General features: G+C 47.8%; 19 protein-coding genes and 1 riboswitch. Of the genes, 10 read left to right on the plus strand and 9 right to left on the minus strand.

Annotated elements, in window-relative coordinates; genetic code table 11:
• Nucleotides 1–87 precede the first annotated feature (87 nt).
• The 6 genes from SG35_RS17550 to SG35_RS17575 form a co-directional block, all read right to left on the minus strand.
• Nucleotides 88–849 (minus strand): SDR family oxidoreductase, encoded by a 762-nt coding sequence (locus SG35_RS17550; protein ID WP_044833882.1) that lies wholly within the window; start codon nt 847–849, stop codon nt 88–90.
• A gap of 9 nt (nt 850–858) precedes the next feature.
• Nucleotides 859–1,752, minus strand: coding sequence for a 3-hydroxyisobutyrate dehydrogenase (mmsB, locus tag SG35_RS17555; protein WP_044833883.1), 894 nt, complete (start codon nt 1,750–1,752; stop codon nt 859–861).
• Between the two features lie 70 nt (nt 1,753–1,822).
• The gene (locus SG35_RS17560) at nt 1,823–2,947 is read right to left on the minus strand and encodes an enoyl-CoA hydratase/isomerase family protein (RefSeq protein ID WP_044833884.1); all 1,125 of its coding nucleotides are present in this window, start codon (nt 2,945–2,947) and stop codon (nt 1,823–1,825) included.
• 31 nt (nt 2,948–2,978) lie between these two features.
• Nucleotides 2,979–3,758: an enoyl-CoA hydratase gene (locus SG35_RS17565; RefSeq protein ID WP_044833885.1), complete on the minus strand. Its 780-nt coding sequence runs from the start codon at nt 3,756–3,758 to the stop codon at nt 2,979–2,981.
• 50 nt (nt 3,759–3,808) lie between these two features.
• Nucleotides 3,809–4,966 carry an acyl-CoA dehydrogenase family protein gene (locus SG35_RS17570; RefSeq protein WP_044833886.1) on the minus strand — a complete coding sequence of 386 codons (1,158 nt, stop codon included), beginning with the start codon at nt 4,964–4,966 and terminating at the stop codon, nt 3,809–3,811.
• A gap of 142 nt (nt 4,967–5,108) precedes the next feature.
• Nucleotides 5,109–6,293, minus strand: coding sequence for an acetyl-CoA C-acyltransferase (locus SG35_RS17575; RefSeq protein ID WP_044833887.1), 1,185 nt, complete (start codon nt 6,291–6,293; stop codon nt 5,109–5,111).
• Nucleotides 6,294–6,879: 586 nt separating this feature from the next.
• Here SG35_RS17575 and SG35_RS17580 point away from each other — a divergent pair.
• The 9 genes from SG35_RS17580 (at nt 6,880) to SG35_RS17620 (ending at nt 16,184) form a co-directional block, all read left to right on the plus strand.
• Nucleotides 6,880–7,284 (plus strand): MerR family transcriptional regulator, encoded by a 405-nt coding sequence (locus SG35_RS17580; RefSeq protein ID WP_044833888.1) that lies wholly within the window; start codon nt 6,880–6,882, stop codon nt 7,282–7,284.
• A gap of 66 nt (nt 7,285–7,350) precedes the next feature.
• Entirely contained in the window at nt 7,351–8,520 is a 1,170-nt protein-coding gene (locus SG35_RS17585) for an isovaleryl-CoA dehydrogenase (RefSeq protein ID WP_044833889.1), read from the plus strand.
• 59 nt (nt 8,521–8,579) lie between these two features.
• Nucleotides 8,580–10,187 (plus strand): carboxyl transferase domain-containing protein, encoded by a 1,608-nt coding sequence (locus SG35_RS17590; RefSeq protein ID WP_044833890.1) that lies wholly within the window; start codon nt 8,580–8,582, stop codon nt 10,185–10,187.
• Nucleotides 10,188–10,195: 8 nt separating this feature from the next.
• Nucleotides 10,196–11,032, plus strand: a complete 837-nt coding sequence (locus SG35_RS17595) for an enoyl-CoA hydratase/isomerase family protein (protein ID WP_044833891.1) — start codon at nt 10,196–10,198, stop codon at nt 11,030–11,032.
• Between the two features lie 5 nt (nt 11,033–11,037).
• Nucleotides 11,038–13,047, plus strand: coding sequence for an acetyl/propionyl/methylcrotonyl-CoA carboxylase subunit alpha (locus SG35_RS17600; protein WP_044833892.1), 2,010 nt, complete (start codon nt 11,038–11,040; stop codon nt 13,045–13,047).
• A 2-nt stretch (nt 13,048–13,049) separates the two neighbouring features.
• Nucleotides 13,050–13,979, plus strand: a complete 930-nt coding sequence (locus SG35_RS17605; protein WP_044833893.1) for a hydroxymethylglutaryl-CoA lyase — start codon at nt 13,050–13,052, stop codon at nt 13,977–13,979.
• Between the two features lie 106 nt (nt 13,980–14,085).
• A complete protein-coding gene (locus tag SG35_RS17610; protein ID WP_044833894.1) occupies nt 14,086–14,787 on the plus strand; it encodes a CoA transferase subunit A in 702 nt (233 codons plus the stop codon).
• A 10-nt stretch (nt 14,788–14,797) separates the two neighbouring features.
• Entirely contained in the window at nt 14,798–15,454 is a 657-nt protein-coding gene (locus SG35_RS17615; protein ID WP_044833895.1) for a 3-oxoacid CoA-transferase subunit B, read from the plus strand.
• A 218-nt stretch (nt 15,455–15,672) separates the two neighbouring features.
• Nucleotides 15,673–15,761: riboswitch (cyclic di-GMP riboswitch) on the plus strand.
• A gap of 63 nt (nt 15,762–15,824) precedes the next feature.
• Nucleotides 15,825–16,184: a DUF3718 domain-containing protein gene (locus SG35_RS17620; RefSeq protein WP_044833896.1), complete on the plus strand. Its 360-nt coding sequence runs from the start codon at nt 15,825–15,827 to the stop codon at nt 16,182–16,184.
• 116 nt (nt 16,185–16,300) lie between these two features.
• On the opposite strand, the gene SG35_RS17625 is transcribed toward SG35_RS17620, so the two are convergent.
• On the minus strand, nt 16,301–17,218 hold the full coding sequence (locus SG35_RS17625) for an alpha/beta hydrolase (protein WP_044833897.1): 918 nt from the start codon (nt 17,216–17,218) through the stop codon (nt 16,301–16,303).
• 179 nt (nt 17,219–17,397) lie between these two features.
• Nucleotides 17,398–18,075, minus strand: coding sequence for a 7-carboxy-7-deazaguanine synthase QueE (gene queE / locus SG35_RS17630; protein WP_044833898.1), 678 nt, complete (start codon nt 18,073–18,075; stop codon nt 17,398–17,400).
• Between the two features lie 75 nt (nt 18,076–18,150).
• On the opposite strand from queE, the gene queC reads away from it, so the two are divergent.
• Entirely contained in the window at nt 18,151–18,810 is a 660-nt protein-coding gene (gene queC / locus SG35_RS17635) for a 7-cyano-7-deazaguanine synthase QueC (protein ID WP_044833899.1), read from the plus strand.
• 98 nt (nt 18,811–18,908) lie between these two features.
• On the opposite strand, the gene SG35_RS17640 is transcribed toward queC, so the two are convergent.
• A complete protein-coding gene (locus SG35_RS17640) occupies nt 18,909–19,514 on the minus strand; it encodes a hypothetical protein (protein WP_044833900.1) in 606 nt (201 codons plus the stop codon).
• Nucleotides 19,515–19,809: the final 295 nt, after the last annotated feature.

The following is a 19,809-nucleotide window of genomic DNA, read 5'->3' on the forward strand; positions in this document are numbered from 1 at the left end:
ACATCATCCGTGATGGATAAAAAGTGCGAGTCTGTTCTTATGGCCGTACCAATACAAAAAATACAGCCATAAAAACAAGAGACAGCATTACATGCAAAGACCGCCGTCAATTTCCACCACACGACCAGTGAAAAATTCATTTTCAAAAATGTATTTTGCTGTATGGGCGATCTCATCGGCTTCACCCAAGCGACCTACCGGCTTCATTTTTTCCAGACGTTCGCGCATTTCCGGTTTCATGGCATCTGTCATTGCCGTGCGAATAACACCGGGAGCAATAGCACCAACACGGATACCATGGCGACCCAGTTCACGTGCCCAGGTAATTGTCATGGCAACAACACCGGCTTTGGACGCTGCGTAGTTGGTTTGTCCCATATTACCGCCACGGGCAATAGAAGACATGTTAATGATCACGCCTTTACGGCCACCTTCTATCATGTGTACCGCAGCTTCGCGGCCACACAGGAAAACACCGGTTAAGTTAACATCAATAACCGACTGGAATTGTTCCAATGACATTTTTTTACCAACGACACCGTCTTTGGCTTTAACAAACATACCGTCTCTTAAAATACCGGCATTGTTGATCAAACCATCGATACCGCCAAAGTCAGCGGCAATTTTGCTGAAAGTCTGCTCGACGTCACTTTCATTGGTCACATTGGCAAGATAATAACGGGCAGATGAACCCGCTTCTTCGATTAAAGCAACAGATTGCTGAAGTTGTTCTTCATTTAAGTCAATCAAGGCCAGTTTTGCCCCGCTGTTGGCTAAGTTAACAGCCATAGCACGACCTAAACCTTGTCCGCCACCTGTGATGACAATAACTTTATCGGTTAAATTCATGAATTTTCCTTAGTTCTCTTGCTTAGAGAATAAATTAAAGATGCTGGAGAAATCTTTGCCGCCATTACCGGCAGTTGCATGCATGGCATATAAACTACGGGCTAATGCTCCCATAGGGGTGGATGACTGGCTGCTTACTGCGGTATCCATAGCAAGTCCGAGATCTTTTGCCATTAAATCCACCATAAAACCGCCCTGGTAGTCGTTGGAAGAAGGCACATTTTCCATGATGCCGGGACAAGGATTGTAAACATCCAGTGTCCAGTTACTACCTGAGCTCTGGCTCATGATTTCTGACAGAACTTTAGGATCAAGACCATTGGCAATACCCAGCTGCAAAGCCTCACTTGTGCCTACCATAAGGACAGACAACAACATATTATTGCAGGCTTTGGCTACCTGGCCAGCGCCGTGATCACCGGCATGGAAAATATTCTTGCCCATGTTATCCAGCACAGGCTTGGCTTTTTCAAAGTGCTCTGCGCTACCACCGACCATAAAACTTAAAGTGCCGGCCTGGGCACCGCCAACACCACCGGATACCGGTGCGTCAATAAAATCAATGCCTTTTTCAGCCAGACCCGCGGCAACTTTACGCGCAGTATTGGCATCTATGGTAGAGGAATCAATTACCAGGGCGCCTTGGCCGATATGATGAATCAAGCCCTGCTCTGACAGGTATAAACCTTCAACATGTTTGCCTGCCGGTAACATAGAAATAATCAACTCAGCATCTTTTACACATTCTGCAGCACTTGCATGTGTTGTCGCCCCTTGCTCAACGACATGTGCCACAGCTGTTTCTGATAAATCAAATACTGCTACCTGATGGCCTGCCTTGACTAAATTAATAGCCATAGGACCACCCATATTTCCTAATCCAATAAAGGCAACATTCGCCATGTCTTTCCCCTTGTTAATATTCGCTATAATTTTTTGTTTTTTATGTTCAAAATATTACGATAAACCGGGCCTAACTGCCCAGCTGTGCCAGCGGATGTTCATCTGCCTGCCATTTAGACTCAAAAAACCAGTCAATGATGGCCGGGTCGACATCGGCAATTGAGCTGTACTTCCATTTAGGCGAGTAATCTTTATCAATTAACAGCGCACGCACCCCTTCGGCAAATTCACCGAACTGGCCGCATTTCACTGATAAATTAAGTTCCATGCGGAAACAATCCACCAGCGACATATTTTTACCCGTATTCAACTGGCGATATACCAAATGGCCGCTGACCGCACTACCGTGTTTAAGGGATTTTTGTGCTTTATTAAACCAAGGGTCTTCAACCTCAGCCGAGACAATAGCATTGACTATGTCGGCGATATTATCAAAGTCCATGACTTTCTCGATTAACGCACTTTGCGCCCTGACATGGGAAACCGGCAACTTTACATTGGAGACTAACTCCAGGTCATGCATCAAGTTACTTAACTTGTCATGATTGAGGGCCACGGTATTACCCCAGTTAACGGTTTTAAGACCGTCAAGCAAGGCTTGCTTCTTCTCTGCCAGAATAAAGAAGTCTGCCATACCGGTATATTTGGCATCGGCGGCATTAATAGAGGCACCAGTTAAGCCCAAAAACAGCCCGCATTGATCCGGCATACGGTTTAAAAACCAGGTACCGCCCACATCCGGGTACAAGCCGATGCTGATCTCCGGCATGGCAATGCGAGATGTTTCCGTGACTACTTTATGACTGGCACCCACCATCATGCCCAGACCGCCGCCCATCACAATGCCGGTTCCCCAGACAATAAAGGGTTTATTAAAGGTATGGATCAGATAATCAAGTTGATACTCCTTGGTGAAATACTCTTCCACCTCGGGAGAATAGTCGCCGGTATGGCTTTTCATGGCATTATAAAGATTAACGATATCTCCGCCGGCGCAGAAGGCTTTCTCCCCTGCCCCTTGCAGGAAAACGGCGGCAATGTCTTCATCGTCATGCCAGCTGCTTAGCTGCGGGTACAAGGCTTCTATCATCTCGCCGCTTAAGGCGTTTAATGAACGCTCGGAATTTAAGGTGGCAATACCGACTTTCTTGCCGTTATCGCACAGTAATTCTTGAAAAAGCACTATGTTATTCATTCAGTGGGTTCCTTACTCATTTTCACCAGCACTACTTATTTGACCAGACAGGTTTACGCTTTTCGAGGAAAGCACTCACCCCTTCTTTTTGATCTTGGGTATCAAAAAGATCAACAAATGCCTGGCGCTCTTGCGGCAGGGCCTGAGCGATTGGCATTTCACGGTTGCTTTGGATCAATTTCTTACAGGCGGCTACCGCCACCGGGCTTTGCTTAGCCACTTTTTCTGCCAGCACCAAGGCCGCATTTAATGCTTCACCCGAGTCAACCACCTCTTCTACCAGGCCGATACGGGCCGCTTTGTCGGCATCAATTCTTTCACCGGCCAAAATCAAACGTTTCGCCCAGCCTTCGCCTACCAACAGCGCCAGGTTTTGCGTACCGCCGGCACAAGGCAATAAACCTACGGTTGCTTCCGGCAAGGCCATTTGCGCATGCTGCTCGGCAATACGGAAATCACAGGCCAGGGCCACTTCCAATCCGCCGCCCATGGCATAACCATTGACGGCAGCGATAGAAACACCGCGAAACGCTGACAACGTTTCAAAAGCCTCACCAAAAATAGCCGACATATCTGCCGCCACTTGTTTATCGCCATCGGCAAATAATTTTAAATCGGCGCCGGCGGAGAAAAACTTATTGCCGCCTCCGGTTAAGATCAGCGCATAAATAGCTTTATCCTGGTTCAACTCCAGTACCAAGTCCCGCAAATCACTCAGACTTTCAAAAGTCCAGGTGTGCGCAGGCGGATTATTAAAAGTAACTATGGCGACGTGATCGCGTTTTTCAACAATAAGATGATCGGATGTCATAATTTTTTCTCTTCTTCTGTTCTTTTACAACGGCACTCAGACACTGAGCACTAAAGCAATAAACCAGCACCTTCGGCTAATAAACGACGGGCAATGATCACCCGCATAATTTCATTGGTGCCTTCTAAAATCTGGTGTACCCGGACATCACGGAAATGACGCTCTAACGGATATTCCTTGATATAGCCATAACCGCCATGAATTTGCAGCGCAGCATCACACACCTGGAAACCGATGTCAGTGGCAAAACGCTTTGCCATGGCACAATAGGCCGTTTTTTCCGGATCGTTGTTATCGAGCTTAAAAGCCGCCAAACGCACCAGCTGACGGGCCGCGACAAGTTCTGTGGCCATATCCGCCAGCTTAAATTGTAAGCCCTGGAAACCGGCAATCGGTTTACCGAACTGCTCCCGCTCTTGCATGTAAGCCATGGCGCTGTTTAACGCCTGCTGCGCGGTACCGATGGAACAAGTAGCAATATTAATACGTCCGCCGTCTAAACCTTTCATGGCGATGGTAAAACCTTCGCCTTCTTCACCCAGTAGGTTCTCTACCGGCACTTTGACGTTATCAAAAGTGATCTGGCGGGTGGGCTGGGCATTCCAGCCTAATTTTTCTTCCGGCTTGCCATAAACAATGCCATCTAAGTCAGCGGGAATCGCCAGGGCTGAAATCCCTTTAGCACCTTCTTTTCCGGTACGCACCATCACTACCAGGACATCGGTATCGCCAGCGCCGGAAATGAAAACTTTAGAGCCGTTCACCACATAATGATCACCGTCACGTTTAGCACTGGTACGCAATGAAGCGGCATCTGAACCGGCACCCGGCTCAGTCAAACAATAAGACGCCAGTTTTTCACCGGTTACCAGGGAAGGACACCAGCTTTCTTTAACTTCAGTCTTTGCCCAGGTAGCGATCATCCAGGTGGCCATATTATGTATGGTCATCATCGCCGTGGTTGCGGTACACCCCATAGCCAATTGTTCAAAAATAATCGAGGAATCTAACCGGCTCAGTGCCAGGCCGCCGACATCTTCGGGAGAATACAGGCCGCAAAAACCCAGCTCACCGGCTTTGGCAATCACGTCTTTTGGAAATATATGCTCTTGATCCCATTTAGCCGCATTCGGCGCGAATTCAGCATCGGCAAATTGTTTTGCGGTGTCAGCAAACATTTGCTGATCTTCAGTTAACTCAAAATTCACTACTTTCCCCAATGAAAAGAAATATTTACTAATAACAAACCATGGTTTGGGCCGTTTTATTATTATTTGAGCACCCAGGTACAGCTTGTCAGAAAAAGAAAAAGGCTATTAGTTCCCTAATAGCCTGTTCAAACTTACAAAATTAAAGCATTTCTAATGCAATAGCCGTTGCTTCACCGCCACCGATACATAAAGAGGCAACCCCTTTAGACAAGCCTTTGTTTTTCAAGGCGTGGATCAGGGTAACGATTAAGCGCGCACCGCTGGCACCGATAGGATGCCCTAAGGCACAAGCGCCGCCGTGGATATTAACTTTATTGATGTCCAGCTCCAGCTCTTTTACCGCCAACATAGTTACCATGGCAAAGGCTTCGTTAATTTCGTATAAGTCAACATCTGCCGTGGTCCAGCTGATTTTGCTTAACAGCTTTTTCATGGCGCCGACCGGTGCCACGGTAAATTCCGCCGGCTCTTGTGCATGGGTGGCATGACCGACAACTTTACATAGCGGGGTAAGGCCACGCTTTTCAGCTTCCGAGCGCTTCATTAATACTAATGCTGCGGCGCCGTCTGAAATAGAGCTGGAGTTAGCCGCGGTAATAGTACCGTCTTTTTTAAAGGCCGCACGCAATGAAGGAATTTTATCCGGACGGGCATTACCCGGCTGTTCATCGGTGTCCACCAAAACTTCACCGCGACGGGTTTTCACGGTAACCGGGGCAACTTCATCGTTAAAAGCGCCCGAATCTATGGCTGAGGTTGCCCGCTCTAAAGAGCGTAAAGCAAAGGCATCCATATCTTCACGGGTAAATTCCGCATCATCGGCGGTATCCTGGGCAAAACAGCCCATGGCAATACCGTCATAGGCATTTTCCAGGCCGTCCAACATCATGTGATCGAATACCTGGCCATGGCCCATGCGCATACCGCCGCGGGCTTTAGGTAAGATATAAGGGGCATTACTCATGCTTTCCATACCACCGGCAACGGCGACATCGATAGAACCTGCGGCGATGGCGTCATGGGCGAACATAGCCGCTTTCATGCCTGAGCCACAGACTTTATTAATCGTGGTACATACGGTAGATAAAGCTAAATCAGCGCCTAGTGCTGCCTGACGAGCCGGTGCCTGTTTTAAACCTGCCGGCAAAACACACCCCATGATCACTTCATCGATTTGATCATTTTCAATTCCCGCACGGCTAAGCGCGGCACTGATAGCACTTGCTCCCAGTTGCGGCGCAGTAACATCGGATAAATTGCCCATAAAACCGCCCATAGGGGTTCTTGCAGCAGAGACAATAACGACAGGATCCAGAGCTGACATAAAATTTCTCCTAATTATAAAAATAAGACTTAATTACTTATTCGATACATCCCCGTACCGAAACACCACTATATACGCAAACCGGCTAAAAATGCAGAATTAAACCGGCATTTTCCAGCCATTTTTCACCGGGTTTTATTTTACCCTTTTGTTGTTGCAGTCTAATGAAAATAAACAACTATTTAGAAAAATTTAACTTCAAAGCCAGGGATAAAAAATCAAATAATCGACCTTAGAAAACGAAACCTGGTTTAACTACTTGTATGACGATATAAGTGCTAAAGGGTAACCCAAATTAACGTTTACGCCAACGTAAACTTAATAACCGCGATTCACAGCCGCAGATAAGACCAGTTGAAATTATCAACAGACGCCTTGCCCAAGGTTACTTTTTTGCCGCTACTTTAGAGCATCTGATAGCGATTTACCCTTTTTTGTTGCAATTAAATAAACGATATTTGACTGTCAATTGTAAGCTCTGCCTTACACTTAACTTTACTTTTCTGGCACAAGAGCGGCACAAGCAACTTTACGTTAACGTAAACTTCAGGTAGTGTTAGATGATTATTACTCTGCTGACGACATCATGAAAAAAACTGAGCAAACGACCTATTCTATTGGCGACTTGGCCAAAGAGTTTGATATTACCACCAGAAGCATACGTTTTTATGAAGATCAGGGACTGATTGCACCGACCAGGAAAGGACAAACCCGGATTTATAATCAAAGGGATCGCGTGCGCTTGAAACTCATTTTACGGGGCAAACGCCTGGGCTTTTCGCTGGCGGAAACCGGCCGTTTGTTTGAACTTTATGATGCCGATAAAACCAGTGCCACCCAGTTACATACTATGATGGAGCTGATTTATCAGAAAAAAGCAGACTTAAACCAGCAGCTAAAAGACATTAAAGCCGTGCTGATGGAATTGAATAATTTAGAAAAAAGCTGTCAGGACACCCTGGTGGCAATTGAACAAGATAAACAGAACTAATTTAACGACTACTAATTTACGACAACTCGTTTACGAGCACTAGTTAACACAATTTAAGGAACAACCATGATTTCTCAATATTCATCATTAAACTTCAACCTGGGCGAAACCGTAGACATGATCCGCGATCAGGTCAACGCCTTTGCCCGTGATGAAATTGCTCCACGTGCCGAGCAAATTGATGCTGACAACGAATTTCCTAATGACTTATGGCGTAAATTTGGCGACATGGGCCTGTTGGGCTTAACAGTGCCGGAAGAATACGGCGGAAGCGGCTTAGGCTATATTGAACATGTCATCGCCATGGAAGAAATCAGCCGCGCTTCGGCTTCTGTTGGTTTAAGCTATGGCGCCCATTCAAACCTTTGCGTAAACCAGATCAACCGTAACGGTACCCATGAGCAAAAAGCCAAATATTTACCGAAATTATGCTCAGGCGAGCATATCGGCGCCTTAGCCATGAGTGAGCCAAATGCAGGCTCAGATGTGGTGAGCATGAAAATCCGCGCCGAGAAAAAAGGCGATAAATACATTTTAAACGGCAACAAGATGTGGATCACCAACGGTCCGGACGCCAATACCTATGTCATTTATGCCAAAACCGATATGGAAGCCGGCTCTAAAGGCATCACCGCCTTTATCGTTGAGCGCGACTACCCGGGCTTTAGCCGTCACCAGAAATTAGACAAGTTAGGGATGCGCGGCTCCAATACCTGTGAACTGGTATTTGTCGACTGTGAAGTACCTGAAGAAAATATTTTAGGTGAACTCAACAAAGGCGTAGCAGTATTAATGAGCGGCTTGGATTATGAGCGCGTCGTCTTATCCGGCGGACCTTTAGGCATCATGACCGCCTGTATGGACAATGTTGTCCCTTATATCCATGACCGTAAGCAATTTGGCCAGTCTATCGGTGAGTTCCAGTTGATCCAGGGCAAAATTGCCGACATGTACACGCAAATGAATGCCGCCCGCTCTTATGTTTACAATGTTGCCCAGGCCTGCGATCGCGGTGAAACTACCCGTAAAGATGCCGCCGGTGTGATCTTATACAGCGCCGAACTGGCAACGAAAATGGCACTTGATGCTATCCAGATCTTAGGCGGTAACGGTTATATCAATGAATTCCCTACCGGCCGTTTATTACGTGATGCCAAGCTTTATGAAATCGGCGCAGGTACTTCAGAAATTCGCCGTATGTTGATTGGCCGTGAACTTTTCACTGAGTCTAAATAAACTCATCCGGGAAGGATGATAACTGTAAAACAATTAAATAAAGCAACAAGGTAAGCACAGTGGCTAAATTAGTTTCCAAAATTAATCCTCGTAGCCAGGATTTTATTGAAAATGCTGCTTTTATGCAGTCACAGGTCGACGATCTGAAAGAAAAATTGGCAGACATAAAACGTGGTGGTGGCGAAAAAAGCCAGGCACGTCATCTGGGTCGAGGAAAATTACTGCCCAGGGACCGCGTCTATTCCCTGCTCGATAACGGCTCACCTTTTTTGGAACTATCACAGCTTGCCGCTTATGAAGTCTATGACGACCACGTGCCTTCTGCCGGTATCATTACCGGTATCGGCCGGGTCGGTGGCCAGGAATGTGTGATTGTCGCCAATGACGCCACGGTAAAAGGCGGTACCTATTACCCGTTAACGGTGAAAAAACACTTACGGGCCCAGGCTATTGCCCTGGAAAACAACCTGCCCTGTATTTATCTGGTAGATTCAGGCGGCGCCAACCTGCCGAACCAGGATGATGTTTTCCCGGATAGAGAGCATTTTGGCCGGATCTTTTTCAACCAGGCCAATATGTCGGCTTTGAATATTCCACAAATCGCCGTGGTCATGGGTTCATGTACCGCAGGTGGCGCTTATGTGCCGGCGATGGCGGACGAGTCCATTATCGTGAAAGAGCAAGGCACCATCTTCCTTGCCGGGCCGCCATTGGTAAAAGCGGCCACGGGTGAAGTGGTCAGCGCCGAAGACTTAGGTGGCGCCGATGTCCATTGCCGCACTTCAGGGGTGGCGGATCATTACGCCCAAAATGACAACCATGCGCTGGAAATCGCCCGCAGCACCATTAAAAACCTCAACCGGGTTAAACCTATGCAGGTGAATATCACTGAGGTAGAGCCGCCGCAATACGACCCCAAGGAAATCTACGGGGTTATTCCTAAAGATTCGCGCCAGCCCTATGATGTCCGGGAAGTGATCGCCCGCATCGTCGACGGCAGCGAGTTCGACGAATTTAAAGCCTTATACGGCACGACTTTGGTATGTGGCTTTGCCCGCATCTTTGGTTACCCGGTAGGCATAGTCGCCAACAACGGGATTCTTTTTGGTGAATCAGCGCAAAAAGGCGCACACTTTATCGAATTATGCGCCCAGCGCAAAATCCCGCTGGTGTTTTTACAAAACATCACCGGCTTTATGGTCGGCCAGCAATATGAAACCGGCGGTATTGCCAAACACGGCGCCAAAATGGTAACCGCAGTGGCAACAGCCCAGGTGCCTAAATTTACCGTCTTGATCGGCGGTAGCTTCGGCGCCGGTAACTACGGCATGTGCGGCCGCGCTTATGATCCAAGATTCTTGTTTATGTGGCCAAATGCCCGTATTTCAGTGATGGGTGGCGAGCAGGCCGCCGGTGTATTGGCCCAGGTTAAACGGGATCAAAAAAGCAAACTTGGGGAAGAGTGGAGCCAGGAGCAGGAAGCCCAGTTCAAACAGCCGATTGTCGACAGTTATGAGCACCAGGGACACCCTTACTACGCTTCTGCCCGCTTATGGGATGACGGCGTTATCGACCCGGCTGAAACCCGTCAGGTATTAGGCCTGGCCATTTCCGCTTCCCTGAATAAAACCATAGAGGACACCAAGTTTGGTGTCTTTAGAATGTAGGAGTGAAAATGACAACACTTAATAACCTACAAACAGATGCAAAGGTAGTGGTTGAGATAGACAGATACGGTGTAGCCACCGTTACTTTAAACAACCCGGACAAACATAATGCCTTTGATGATGCCATTATCGCTGAGTTGACTTCTGCTTTTAGCAGCATCGCAAGCAATGACGACATCCGGGTGATGGTATTGGCCTCAACGGGCAAGAGTTTCTCTGCCGGTGCCGATCTCGGCTGGATGAAACGCATGGCTAGTTACAGCTATGAAGAAAACTTAAAAGATGCCAATGCCTTGGCTGTCATGTTAAAAACCTTGAACTTTATGCCTCAGGCAACAATTGCGAAAATCCAGGGCGCAGCCTTTGGCGGCGCTGTCGGTCTGGCCAGCTGCTGTGATATTGTCATTGCCAGTGAAAAAGCCAGCTTTTGCCTCAGTGAGGTTAAACTTGGCCTGATCCCGGCGACCATTAGCCCTTATGTGGTCAATGCCATGGGCCTTAAAGCCTGTCGTCGCTATTTCCAAAGCGCCGAGCGATTCTTTGCCGATAAAGCACAACATTTAGGCCTGGTAGATGAAGTCGTTTCTCCCGAAGCTTTAGATGAAGCCGTTGATGGTATGATCCGCACTTTATTGGCCAACAGCCCGCTTGCCATGCGTCGCGCAAAAACTCTCGCCTTTGATGTCGCCTATCAGGATATCGATGATGAATTGTTGCAAGATACCAGTGAGCGTATTGCCGCTATCCGGGTATCTGAGCAAGGGCAGGAAGGGTTAACCGCCTTTTTCGAAAAACGCGCCCCCGGCTGGCAAACTGACAGTGCAGAAAACAAGAGTAAAGGATAATCACCATGTTTACTAAAATATTAATTGCAAACCGTGGTGAGATTGCCTGCCGCGTCATTAAAACCGCCCGTCAAATGGGGATCCTTACCGTCGCCGTCTACTCAGACGCCGATGCCGACTCCCTACATGTCAATATGGCAGACGAGGCCATTTATCTCGGCCCTTCCCCTTCCAGAGAAAGTTACCTGCTAGGGGAAAAAGTTATCGAAGCCGCCAAACGCACCGGCGCCCAGGCGATACACCCGGGTTATGGCTTCTTATCGGAAAATGCTGAGTTTTGCCGTTTATGTGAAAAAGAAAACATTGTTTTTATCGGCCCGCCGGTAGCTGCCATCGAAGCCATGGGTTCTAAGTCGGCCGCTAAAAACATCATGGAACAGGCCAAAGTACCTTTAGTGCCCGGCTACCATGGTGATGACCAGTCAACAGAAGTCTTGAAAAAAGCCGCCGATGACATGGGTTACCCGGTATTGCTAAAAGCAACCGCCGGTGGTGGCGGTAAAGGCATGCGCCAGGTATGGAGCAGTGAAGAATTTAGTGAAGGCCTGGCGGCTGCCAAGCGGGAAGCAAAATCCAGCTTTGGCGACGATACCATGCTGGTGGAAAAATATCTGACCCAGCCAAGACACGTCGAGATCCAGGTCTTTTGTGATAATCACGGCAATGCCGTGTATTTATTTGAGCGCGACTGCTCGGTACAAAGACGCCACCAGAAAGTTATCGAAGAAGCCCCTGCCCCAGGTATGAGCGAAGACTTGCGGGCCGCCATGGGCGAAAGCGCCATTAAGTCCGCCCAGGCCATAGGTTACCAGGGTGCGGGTACGGTGGAGTTCCTGCTTGATGTCGACGGCTCTTTCTATTTTATGGAAATGAATACCCGCTTGCAGGTAGAGCATCCGGTCACGGAATTTATCAGCGGCCAGGACCTGGTGGAATGGCAACTGAGAGTGGCCGCTGGGGAAAACCTGCCCAAGCGTCAGGATGAGCTGAAAATTAAAGGCCACGCCTTTGAAGCGCGCATCTACGCAGAAGATGCCAACAATGACTTTTTACCCGCCACCGGTACCTTAGATTTTCTCCAGCCACCACTGGAAAGCGAACATGTGCGTATCGATACCGGGGTGCGCCAGGGGGATGAAGTCAGCGTTTTCTACGATCCGATGATCGCCAAACTGATCGTCTGGGATGAAAACCGCGATAAAGCGCTGCAACGCCTGGCCAAGGCCCTGGCGGAGTACCGCATCAATGGTGTGGTCACCAATATCGATTTCCTTTATAACCTGGCCACCTGCCCGGCTTTTGTCGAGGCGGATTTAGATACCGGCTTTATCGACAAGCATCAGGCGGACATCTTCCATGAAAGCGAGCAGGCACTGGCGGATGAACTGCCGATGGCAGCCCTGTACCTGGTACTGGCCAATGCCAACAATGCAAAAGAGCAAGGCGCAAAAACCAATGACCCCCACTCGCCGTGGAATACCACTAACGCCTGGCGCTTAAATGAAGCCCATATTCATCAGTTAACTTTGTCCCATAACGATGTCGAATACCCGGTGACCATAGAGCAGAAACGCCAGGGCAGCAGCAGTTTTTATTTAATTGATGTTGATGGTACTAAAGTTGACTGTCAGGGACGTATCGAAGGTGATATGCTGCATAGCAACATTAACGGCTATCGCAGCAACGCCACTATCGTGCACAACCAGAACCAGATCAGCTTGTTCAGGCAAAACGGTGTCTTTAACTTCACCCAGATCTTTGCCGACTGCGGTGATCTCGATGATCAAGGCGATCAGGGCGGCCTGTGTGCCCCGATGAACGGTACTATGGTCAGTGTCCTGGTCAAAGCCGGCGACAAGGTTGAAAAAGACCAGCCGCTGGTGATCATGGAAGCGATGAAAATGGAGCATACCATACGCGCCCCGGGTGACGGCAAGGTCGAAGCCATCTACTTTAACGAAGGCGATATGGTTGACGGCGGCGCTGAATTACTGGCTTTTGCGGCAGAGGAATAACAATGTCTGATGTAAAACAATTACCAGCTTTTAATTTACCGGCAAGGGTCAAAATCGTAGAAGTCGGTCCGCGCGACGGCCTGCAAAATGAAAAAGCGCCGCTAACGGCGGCGGATAAAATCGAGCTGATTGAAAAGCTTGGCGATGCCGGTGTCAGTTATATCGAAACCGGCAGTTTTGTCTCGCCGAAATGGGTGCCGCAAATGGCGACATCAAGCGAAGTTTTCCAGGGCATCAAACGCCGGGAAAATATCACCTATGCCGCCCTGACCCCGAACCTTAAAGGTTTTGAGGGGGCCGTGGCGGTACAGGCAGATGAAGTGGCGATTTTCGGCGCCGCTTCAGAGGCGTTTAGCCAGAAAAATATCAATTGTTCCATCGAAGAAAGTCTGCAAAGATTTGAACCTGTCATGGCCGCAGCCAAGGCCGCCGGTATCCCGGTGCGAGGTTATGTCTCCTGTGTGCTGGGTTGTCCCTATGACGGTTTTATTGCGCCGGAAAAAGTGGCGGAAGTGGCAGAGAAACTCTTTGCCATGGGCTGCTATGAGATCTCCTTAGGCGATACCATAGGCGTCGGCACCCCGGCGGGTGTAAAGGAAATGTTACAAGCGGTCATCAAGCGTGTACCGGTTGAAAAACTGGCGGTACACTTCCATGATACCTATGGCCAGGCGTTAACGAATATTTACACCGCCATGCAGATGGGCATTGCTGTTGTCGACTCAGCCATTGCCGGATTAGGCGGCTGCCCTTATGCTAAGGGCGCCTCAGGAAATGTCGCCACCGAAGAAGTGGTTTATTTACTCAATGGATTGGGTATCGACAGCGGCATCAACCTGGAAAAATTACTCGAAGCCGGCTGGTTTATCAGCGATAAAATTGGCAAACCGCCGGTTTCTAAAGTGTCTGCCGCTTACCGGGCTAAACAATAACCTTAGCCGTTAAGCACAGCAGACAGAATTAATAAAGAATAAATGAAGCGCTGATCCCATTATCAGCGCATGACATTACTTAAGCTAATAAAGCATAGGAGAGACAATGGCCGGATTCGATAAAGTAGTTTCAAGCTATGAAGAAGCCATGGCGGGCTTAACCGACAATATGACAGTGATCGCCGGCGGTTTTGGCCTCTGTGGTATCCCGGAAAACCTTATTGCCGAAATCAAACGCAAGGGCACCAAAGGCTTAACTGTGGTATCCAACAACTGCGGCGTGGATGATTTTGGTTTAGGGATTTTATTACCGGATCGCCAGATCAAAAAAATCATCGCCTCATACGTCGGCGAAAACGCCGAATTCGAGCGCCAGATGATGAACGGCGAGCTGGAAGTAGAATTAACCCCGCAAGGCACGCTGGCAGAAAAAATGCGTGCCGGCGGCGCCGGTATCCCCGCTTTTTACACCGCCACAGGTTACGGCACTCCGGTAGCCGAAGGCAAGGAATCACGGGAATTTGATGGCCGCCATTACATTTTAGAGCCGTCGATCAAGGGTGACTTTGCCATCGTTAAAGCCTGGAAAGCGGATCGCTACGGTAACCTGGTGTTCCGTAAAACCTCCCGTAACTTTAACCCTATGGCGGCCACCGCCGGTAAAATCACGGTAGTGGAAGTGGAAGAAATCGTCGAGCCGGGCGAGCTTAATCCGGATGAAATCCACACCCCGGGCATTTATGTCAACCGCCTGATCCAGGGCACTTTCGAAAAACGCATTGAACAACGCACCCTGCGTACAGCATAAGGATTCAGACATGGCTTTATCACGTGAACAAATAGCACAACGCGTTGCCCAGGAGCTGCGTGACGGATATTACGTAAACTTAGGCATAGGTATTCCCACCTTAGTCGCCAACTATGTACCGGACGGCATGGAAGTCATGCTGCAGTCGGAAAACGGCTTATTGGGTATGGGCCAGTTCCCCACCGAAGAAGAGCTTGATGCCGACTTGATCAATGCCGGTAAGCAAACGGTTACTATGGCTAAAGGCGCCTCGATTTTCGACTCGGCGGAATCTTTTGCCATGATCCGCGGCGGCCACGTAGATTTAACGGTACTGGGGGCATTTGAAGTGGATGTTCAGGGTAACATCGCCTCTTATATGATCCCGGGCAAGCTGATCAAGGGCATGGGCGGTGCCATGGATTTAGTCGCCGGGGCCGACAATATTATTGTCACTATGACCCATGCTTCCAAGCACGGCGTCTCTAAATTGCTGAGCGAATGTACCCTGCCGCTGACCGGCAAGGGCTGCATTAAAAAAGTGCTGACCGATTTAGCCTTTTTGGAAATCAAAGATGGCAAGTTCCACCTGCTTGAACGTGCTCCGGGGGTTTCTGTCGATGAAATCATCAAGTTAACCGCAGGTGAACTGGTGGTGCCCGAGCATGTACCTGAAATGTCTTTTTAAGACCTCCCAGGATTAGCTTTACCTACAAGATTTGCAGACATTGCCGTCTGTCATCACATGAATTAAGGGGCGAAAGCCCCTTTTTTATGCGGGTGATCTACCGATAATTCCGGTTTAAGCTGCTGTTCTTATGAATAAAAACAAAATTAGCAGGAAAACAAATGCCTCTGGTCCTACCGGGGTTGCATTATCCACAGATATTGGTAATACTTAAGGTGACAAAGAAAAGGCAAAACACGCGAAAACGTGTGACGCAAAACCACCGGTCTAAGGGTTAGCAATAACCTATGACAGCGGAGTCACCTCGTTAATAGGTACATCCAGTGGTTTTTTCTTTTATTAACTCATTAAATTATTTAAGGTTATTAAAATGAAAAAATTATTACTAGCTTCTACCATCACTGCTTTAACAATAACGTCTGTTGTCTCTGTACCTCAGGCACAGGCTGCAAACATCGCACAGAGTATCTGTGAGTATGTAGCCTCTGACGATAAGAAACGCATGCGCTCATTTTTAAAAGCGAATAAATTAAAGGTACGCAGTATTTTTAGTGGTATTCAATGTAATGGTAAAAACTTGTTGGAATTTGCTGCCGCAAAAGGCGCAGTAAAAACAGGTTCTTTGATGATTAAAAAATTACCGAAGAAAGTTGTTTCTGCTAACCTGGCACACTTCCAGTCCGGATCGCAACCGTTGATAGACGCTGCCAACGCCCGCGTTAGCAGTTAGCAATTATTAGCCCGTGGAAGTTAGTAATAATTTTTACCCGTTAATAATTCTTATGTCAAATTAAAAAAGCCAGCATCCGCTGGCTTTTTTCTTTATTTTATAGCTACTTACCCCTATTAATTGCACAGCCCGGCAACATGTTCCACCGCTTCTCGTGCCGAGGGGCTAACCCCCGACAGCTGGAAAAAACCATGTATAACACCCAAATAGCGGCGACAACGGGCATCAACCCCGGCTTCGAGCAAATTACGGTAAAGTTGCTCACCTTCATTTAATAAAGGATCAAATTCTGCCGTCAGGACATGGGTTTGGGGTAAACCGGTTAAATCCCTATGATAAAGCGGGCTGATTTGCGGGTCTTGTTTAGCTATGTTGCTACCGGCCAGGTAGAGGTCAAAACCGGATAACAGCATCTCCCGGGTAATAAGATAATTTTCTCCGTAAGCAACATAACTCTCGCTTTCGCCTCTGGCATCGAGCATAGGATAAATCAGTACCTGCTTCTTAGGCAGCCAGTTGCCCTCATCCCTTAAACGTAAGCTGGTATTAAGGCACAAATGCCCGCCGGCACTGTCCCCGGCCAGGATAATTTTTTGCGGATCGCCCCCCCACTCCCTGCAGTGCTGATAGATAAGCTGACTTGCCCGGTAGGCATCATCGTGAGCCGCCGGATAAGTAAATTCAGGTGCCAGGCGATAATCCACACCGATCACCATAGCACCGGATAAGTTGGCCAGCTTACGCATTTGCTGATCATGGGTGGCGAAGTCACCACTGACAAAACAGCCGCCGTGAAAATAAATCACCACAGCTAAATTATTATCAGCGCAAGGTTTAAAGATTCTTAAAGGGATACCGTCAATCACTTTATCTTGCACCAGGAAAACCTGCTCGGCAGTTCCTGCCAGGGAGACCGTTTCCAGGTAACCCCGGCGTCTGCTCTTTATATCAAGACCGGCACCCGAGGGACATCCCGCATCATTAAATGCCTGTACCAACTCACGGATCCCAGGCTCAAGCTGCTTGTATTTCATGGAATATTTCCCTTCAGACAAATTTAAAGGGATGAGGTTAGCAGAAACGCCATGAGCTGTATATAAACACAGTACACATATTTTACTGTTTGTTTTTTCGTTATTACAGCAACCAGAAAGGACAGCCGAAACTGTCCTTTTATTCAAGATAAAAACCTAAGGTTTTAGGTTTTAGTTTTTTATTCAATACCCAAGTATTTATGCACCTGCACCGATAAACGCCAGTTATTTTCTATACAGGTTTTAATGGCCAGCTCAGTTGCCCTGGGCTTCTGGCTGATAGGCTGTAAATAGACCGGGGTTGTCGTGATCTGATGTTCGGCCAACAAGGCCTTTAATTCATCCACATGTTGCTCTGTGGCCACCGGATGCTTAATTTCATTCGCCCTGGACATGGCAGAAGTTAAAATTTCATAACCGCCGCGCATATTCACTTTTGGGGAAACCGTGACCCAGCAATTATCGCTGACCCGGATTTCAAAAGTGCCGGAAGTTTCCACCTGGCAGGAAAAGCCCGCCTGCTCCAGGGCCTCACATAAAGGTTTCAAATCCACCATGCAAGGCTCTCCGCCGGTCAGCACTATATGTTTGGCCTGATAACCTTCTGTTGTAATGGTCTCGAGGATCTGCTCGATCGACAACTCGCTCCAGTAATCGGATTCCTGAGTTTTGCCCAGCATAACATCGCTTGCCACTTGTAATTGCGGGTCTATTTCCCAGGTATGCTTAGTATCACACCAGGAGCAGCCCACCGGGCATCCCTGTAAACGAATAAAAATCGAGGGCTGTCCGGTAAAGGAGCCTTCCCCCTGGATGGTTTCAAATAATTCGTTAATCTTATAACAAGTTGTCTTCACTTTAATGCTTTAGCCTTTTAGTTAGATCGAGTAAAATCGCGCAAGAAAGTGATTATACCCCAAGAGACAGTAGAAATGACTGAAAAAGTTGTTGTAATTTATTCCGGAGGCATGGACTCCTTCACGGTATTAAATCGTGCCTTAAAAGATGGCAAAGAAGTGTACGCCCTCTCTTTTGACTACGGCCAGCGCCATGTCAAAGAATTGGAATGTGCCAGCGAAGTCTGTAAAAAACTCAATGTACCTCATAAAATCATAGATATTTCCGCGATAAATGAGTTACTTGCCGGTTCATCCCTTACCGATAACATTGAGATCCCCGAAGGACACTATGAAGAAGATTCCATGAAGTCCACGGTAGTACCCAACCGTAACATGATCTTATTATCGCTGGCAGTAGGTTATGCGGTATCGGTAAAAGCCAGTCAGGTATATTACGGCGCCCACTCAGGGGATCACGCCATCTATCCCGACTGCCGCCCGGAATTTGTGATGAAAATGAACGATGTCTGCCAAATCGCCAACTATGAGCCGGTGGAAATCTTCAGCCCCTACCTGAAGGTCAGTAAAACCGACATACTCACCGATGGCATTGCCATGGGATTGGATTACAGCCAGACCTGGACCTGTTATAACGGCCGGGAGAAAGCCTGCGGTAAATGCGGCGCCTGCCAGGAACGTTTAGAAGCCTTTGCAGATAATAAGGTCAGCGATCCAATCGCATACGAAGCATAACCCCCGCCGGTATCAGGTAAAAAGAAAACGCCCGTACGGGCGTTTTCTTTATCGACAAATTGCTGTTCAGGCCTAAGTCCAGGCTAATACCTCCCGTACTAGCGCTTCTTATCCAGTGCCTGTTGTATTTCATCCAGCTCCTGCGCCGTCAAATCGGCCGCCGATAATAACCGGATAATGGTCTCTTTACCGACGGCCTTACTTTTATCGCCTGAGATGATTTTAATCACTTTATTACCGTCTATCGACTCAAAAAACTTGTGATGGCTGAGCTCATGCCCTGCTTCATCGGCATCCACGACTATCACCCGCTCTTCTCCTGAATCACCACTTAAATTTACTCGCACCCGGCCCTTAGCCGCATCCTTGGCTTCAACAATCAGCTTTTTGAACTTGATATTATCTTCACCAAACTCAACATCGGTTAAAACCGCTGAGACTGTCTCGCGAACATCCTGGGGTAAACCGGATAGTGCAGCTTCTAACGCTTCTTTATCCTCCAGCGCCTGCTTGGGCACTTCCACCCGGATAAACTCCCCGTTAACATTCGCGAAAATGCTGGCATCGCCGCCGTCACCGGCTTTGATTTTGAATTCTTTTACCTTGGTCACCGGCTCTGCCGACAAGGCAGATACCTGAGTGCTTAAAGTTAAACCTGCCAGGGTCATGGCTAATACCAGAGATGAACTGCGAAAATTAATCATAATACTTTCCTTAAAATAAGATATCGGATATTGGTCTCATTCAAGAGAGCGATAATTGTGCCTAACTTGACTAAGCATTATTTTTCAACAACTTAAATGGATAAAGGCAAAAATCCCTCCTTTTGATTTATCCATGATTTACCCATATAAGGAAGTCAGTTTCCCGATATCAGGAAATTAATACCTGCCGGTACCGCCAAAATGAAACCTTCCCTTGATACAAGTAATAACTACTTGTTTTAACAACTAATAATTTTGTTTCATTTTCACCTAATGTTGGCATTATACTTGATGC

This window comes from Thalassomonas actiniarum (assembly GCF_000948975.2).
Taxonomy (GTDB): Bacteria; Pseudomonadota; Gammaproteobacteria; order Enterobacterales; family Alteromonadaceae; genus Thalassomonas; species Thalassomonas actiniarum.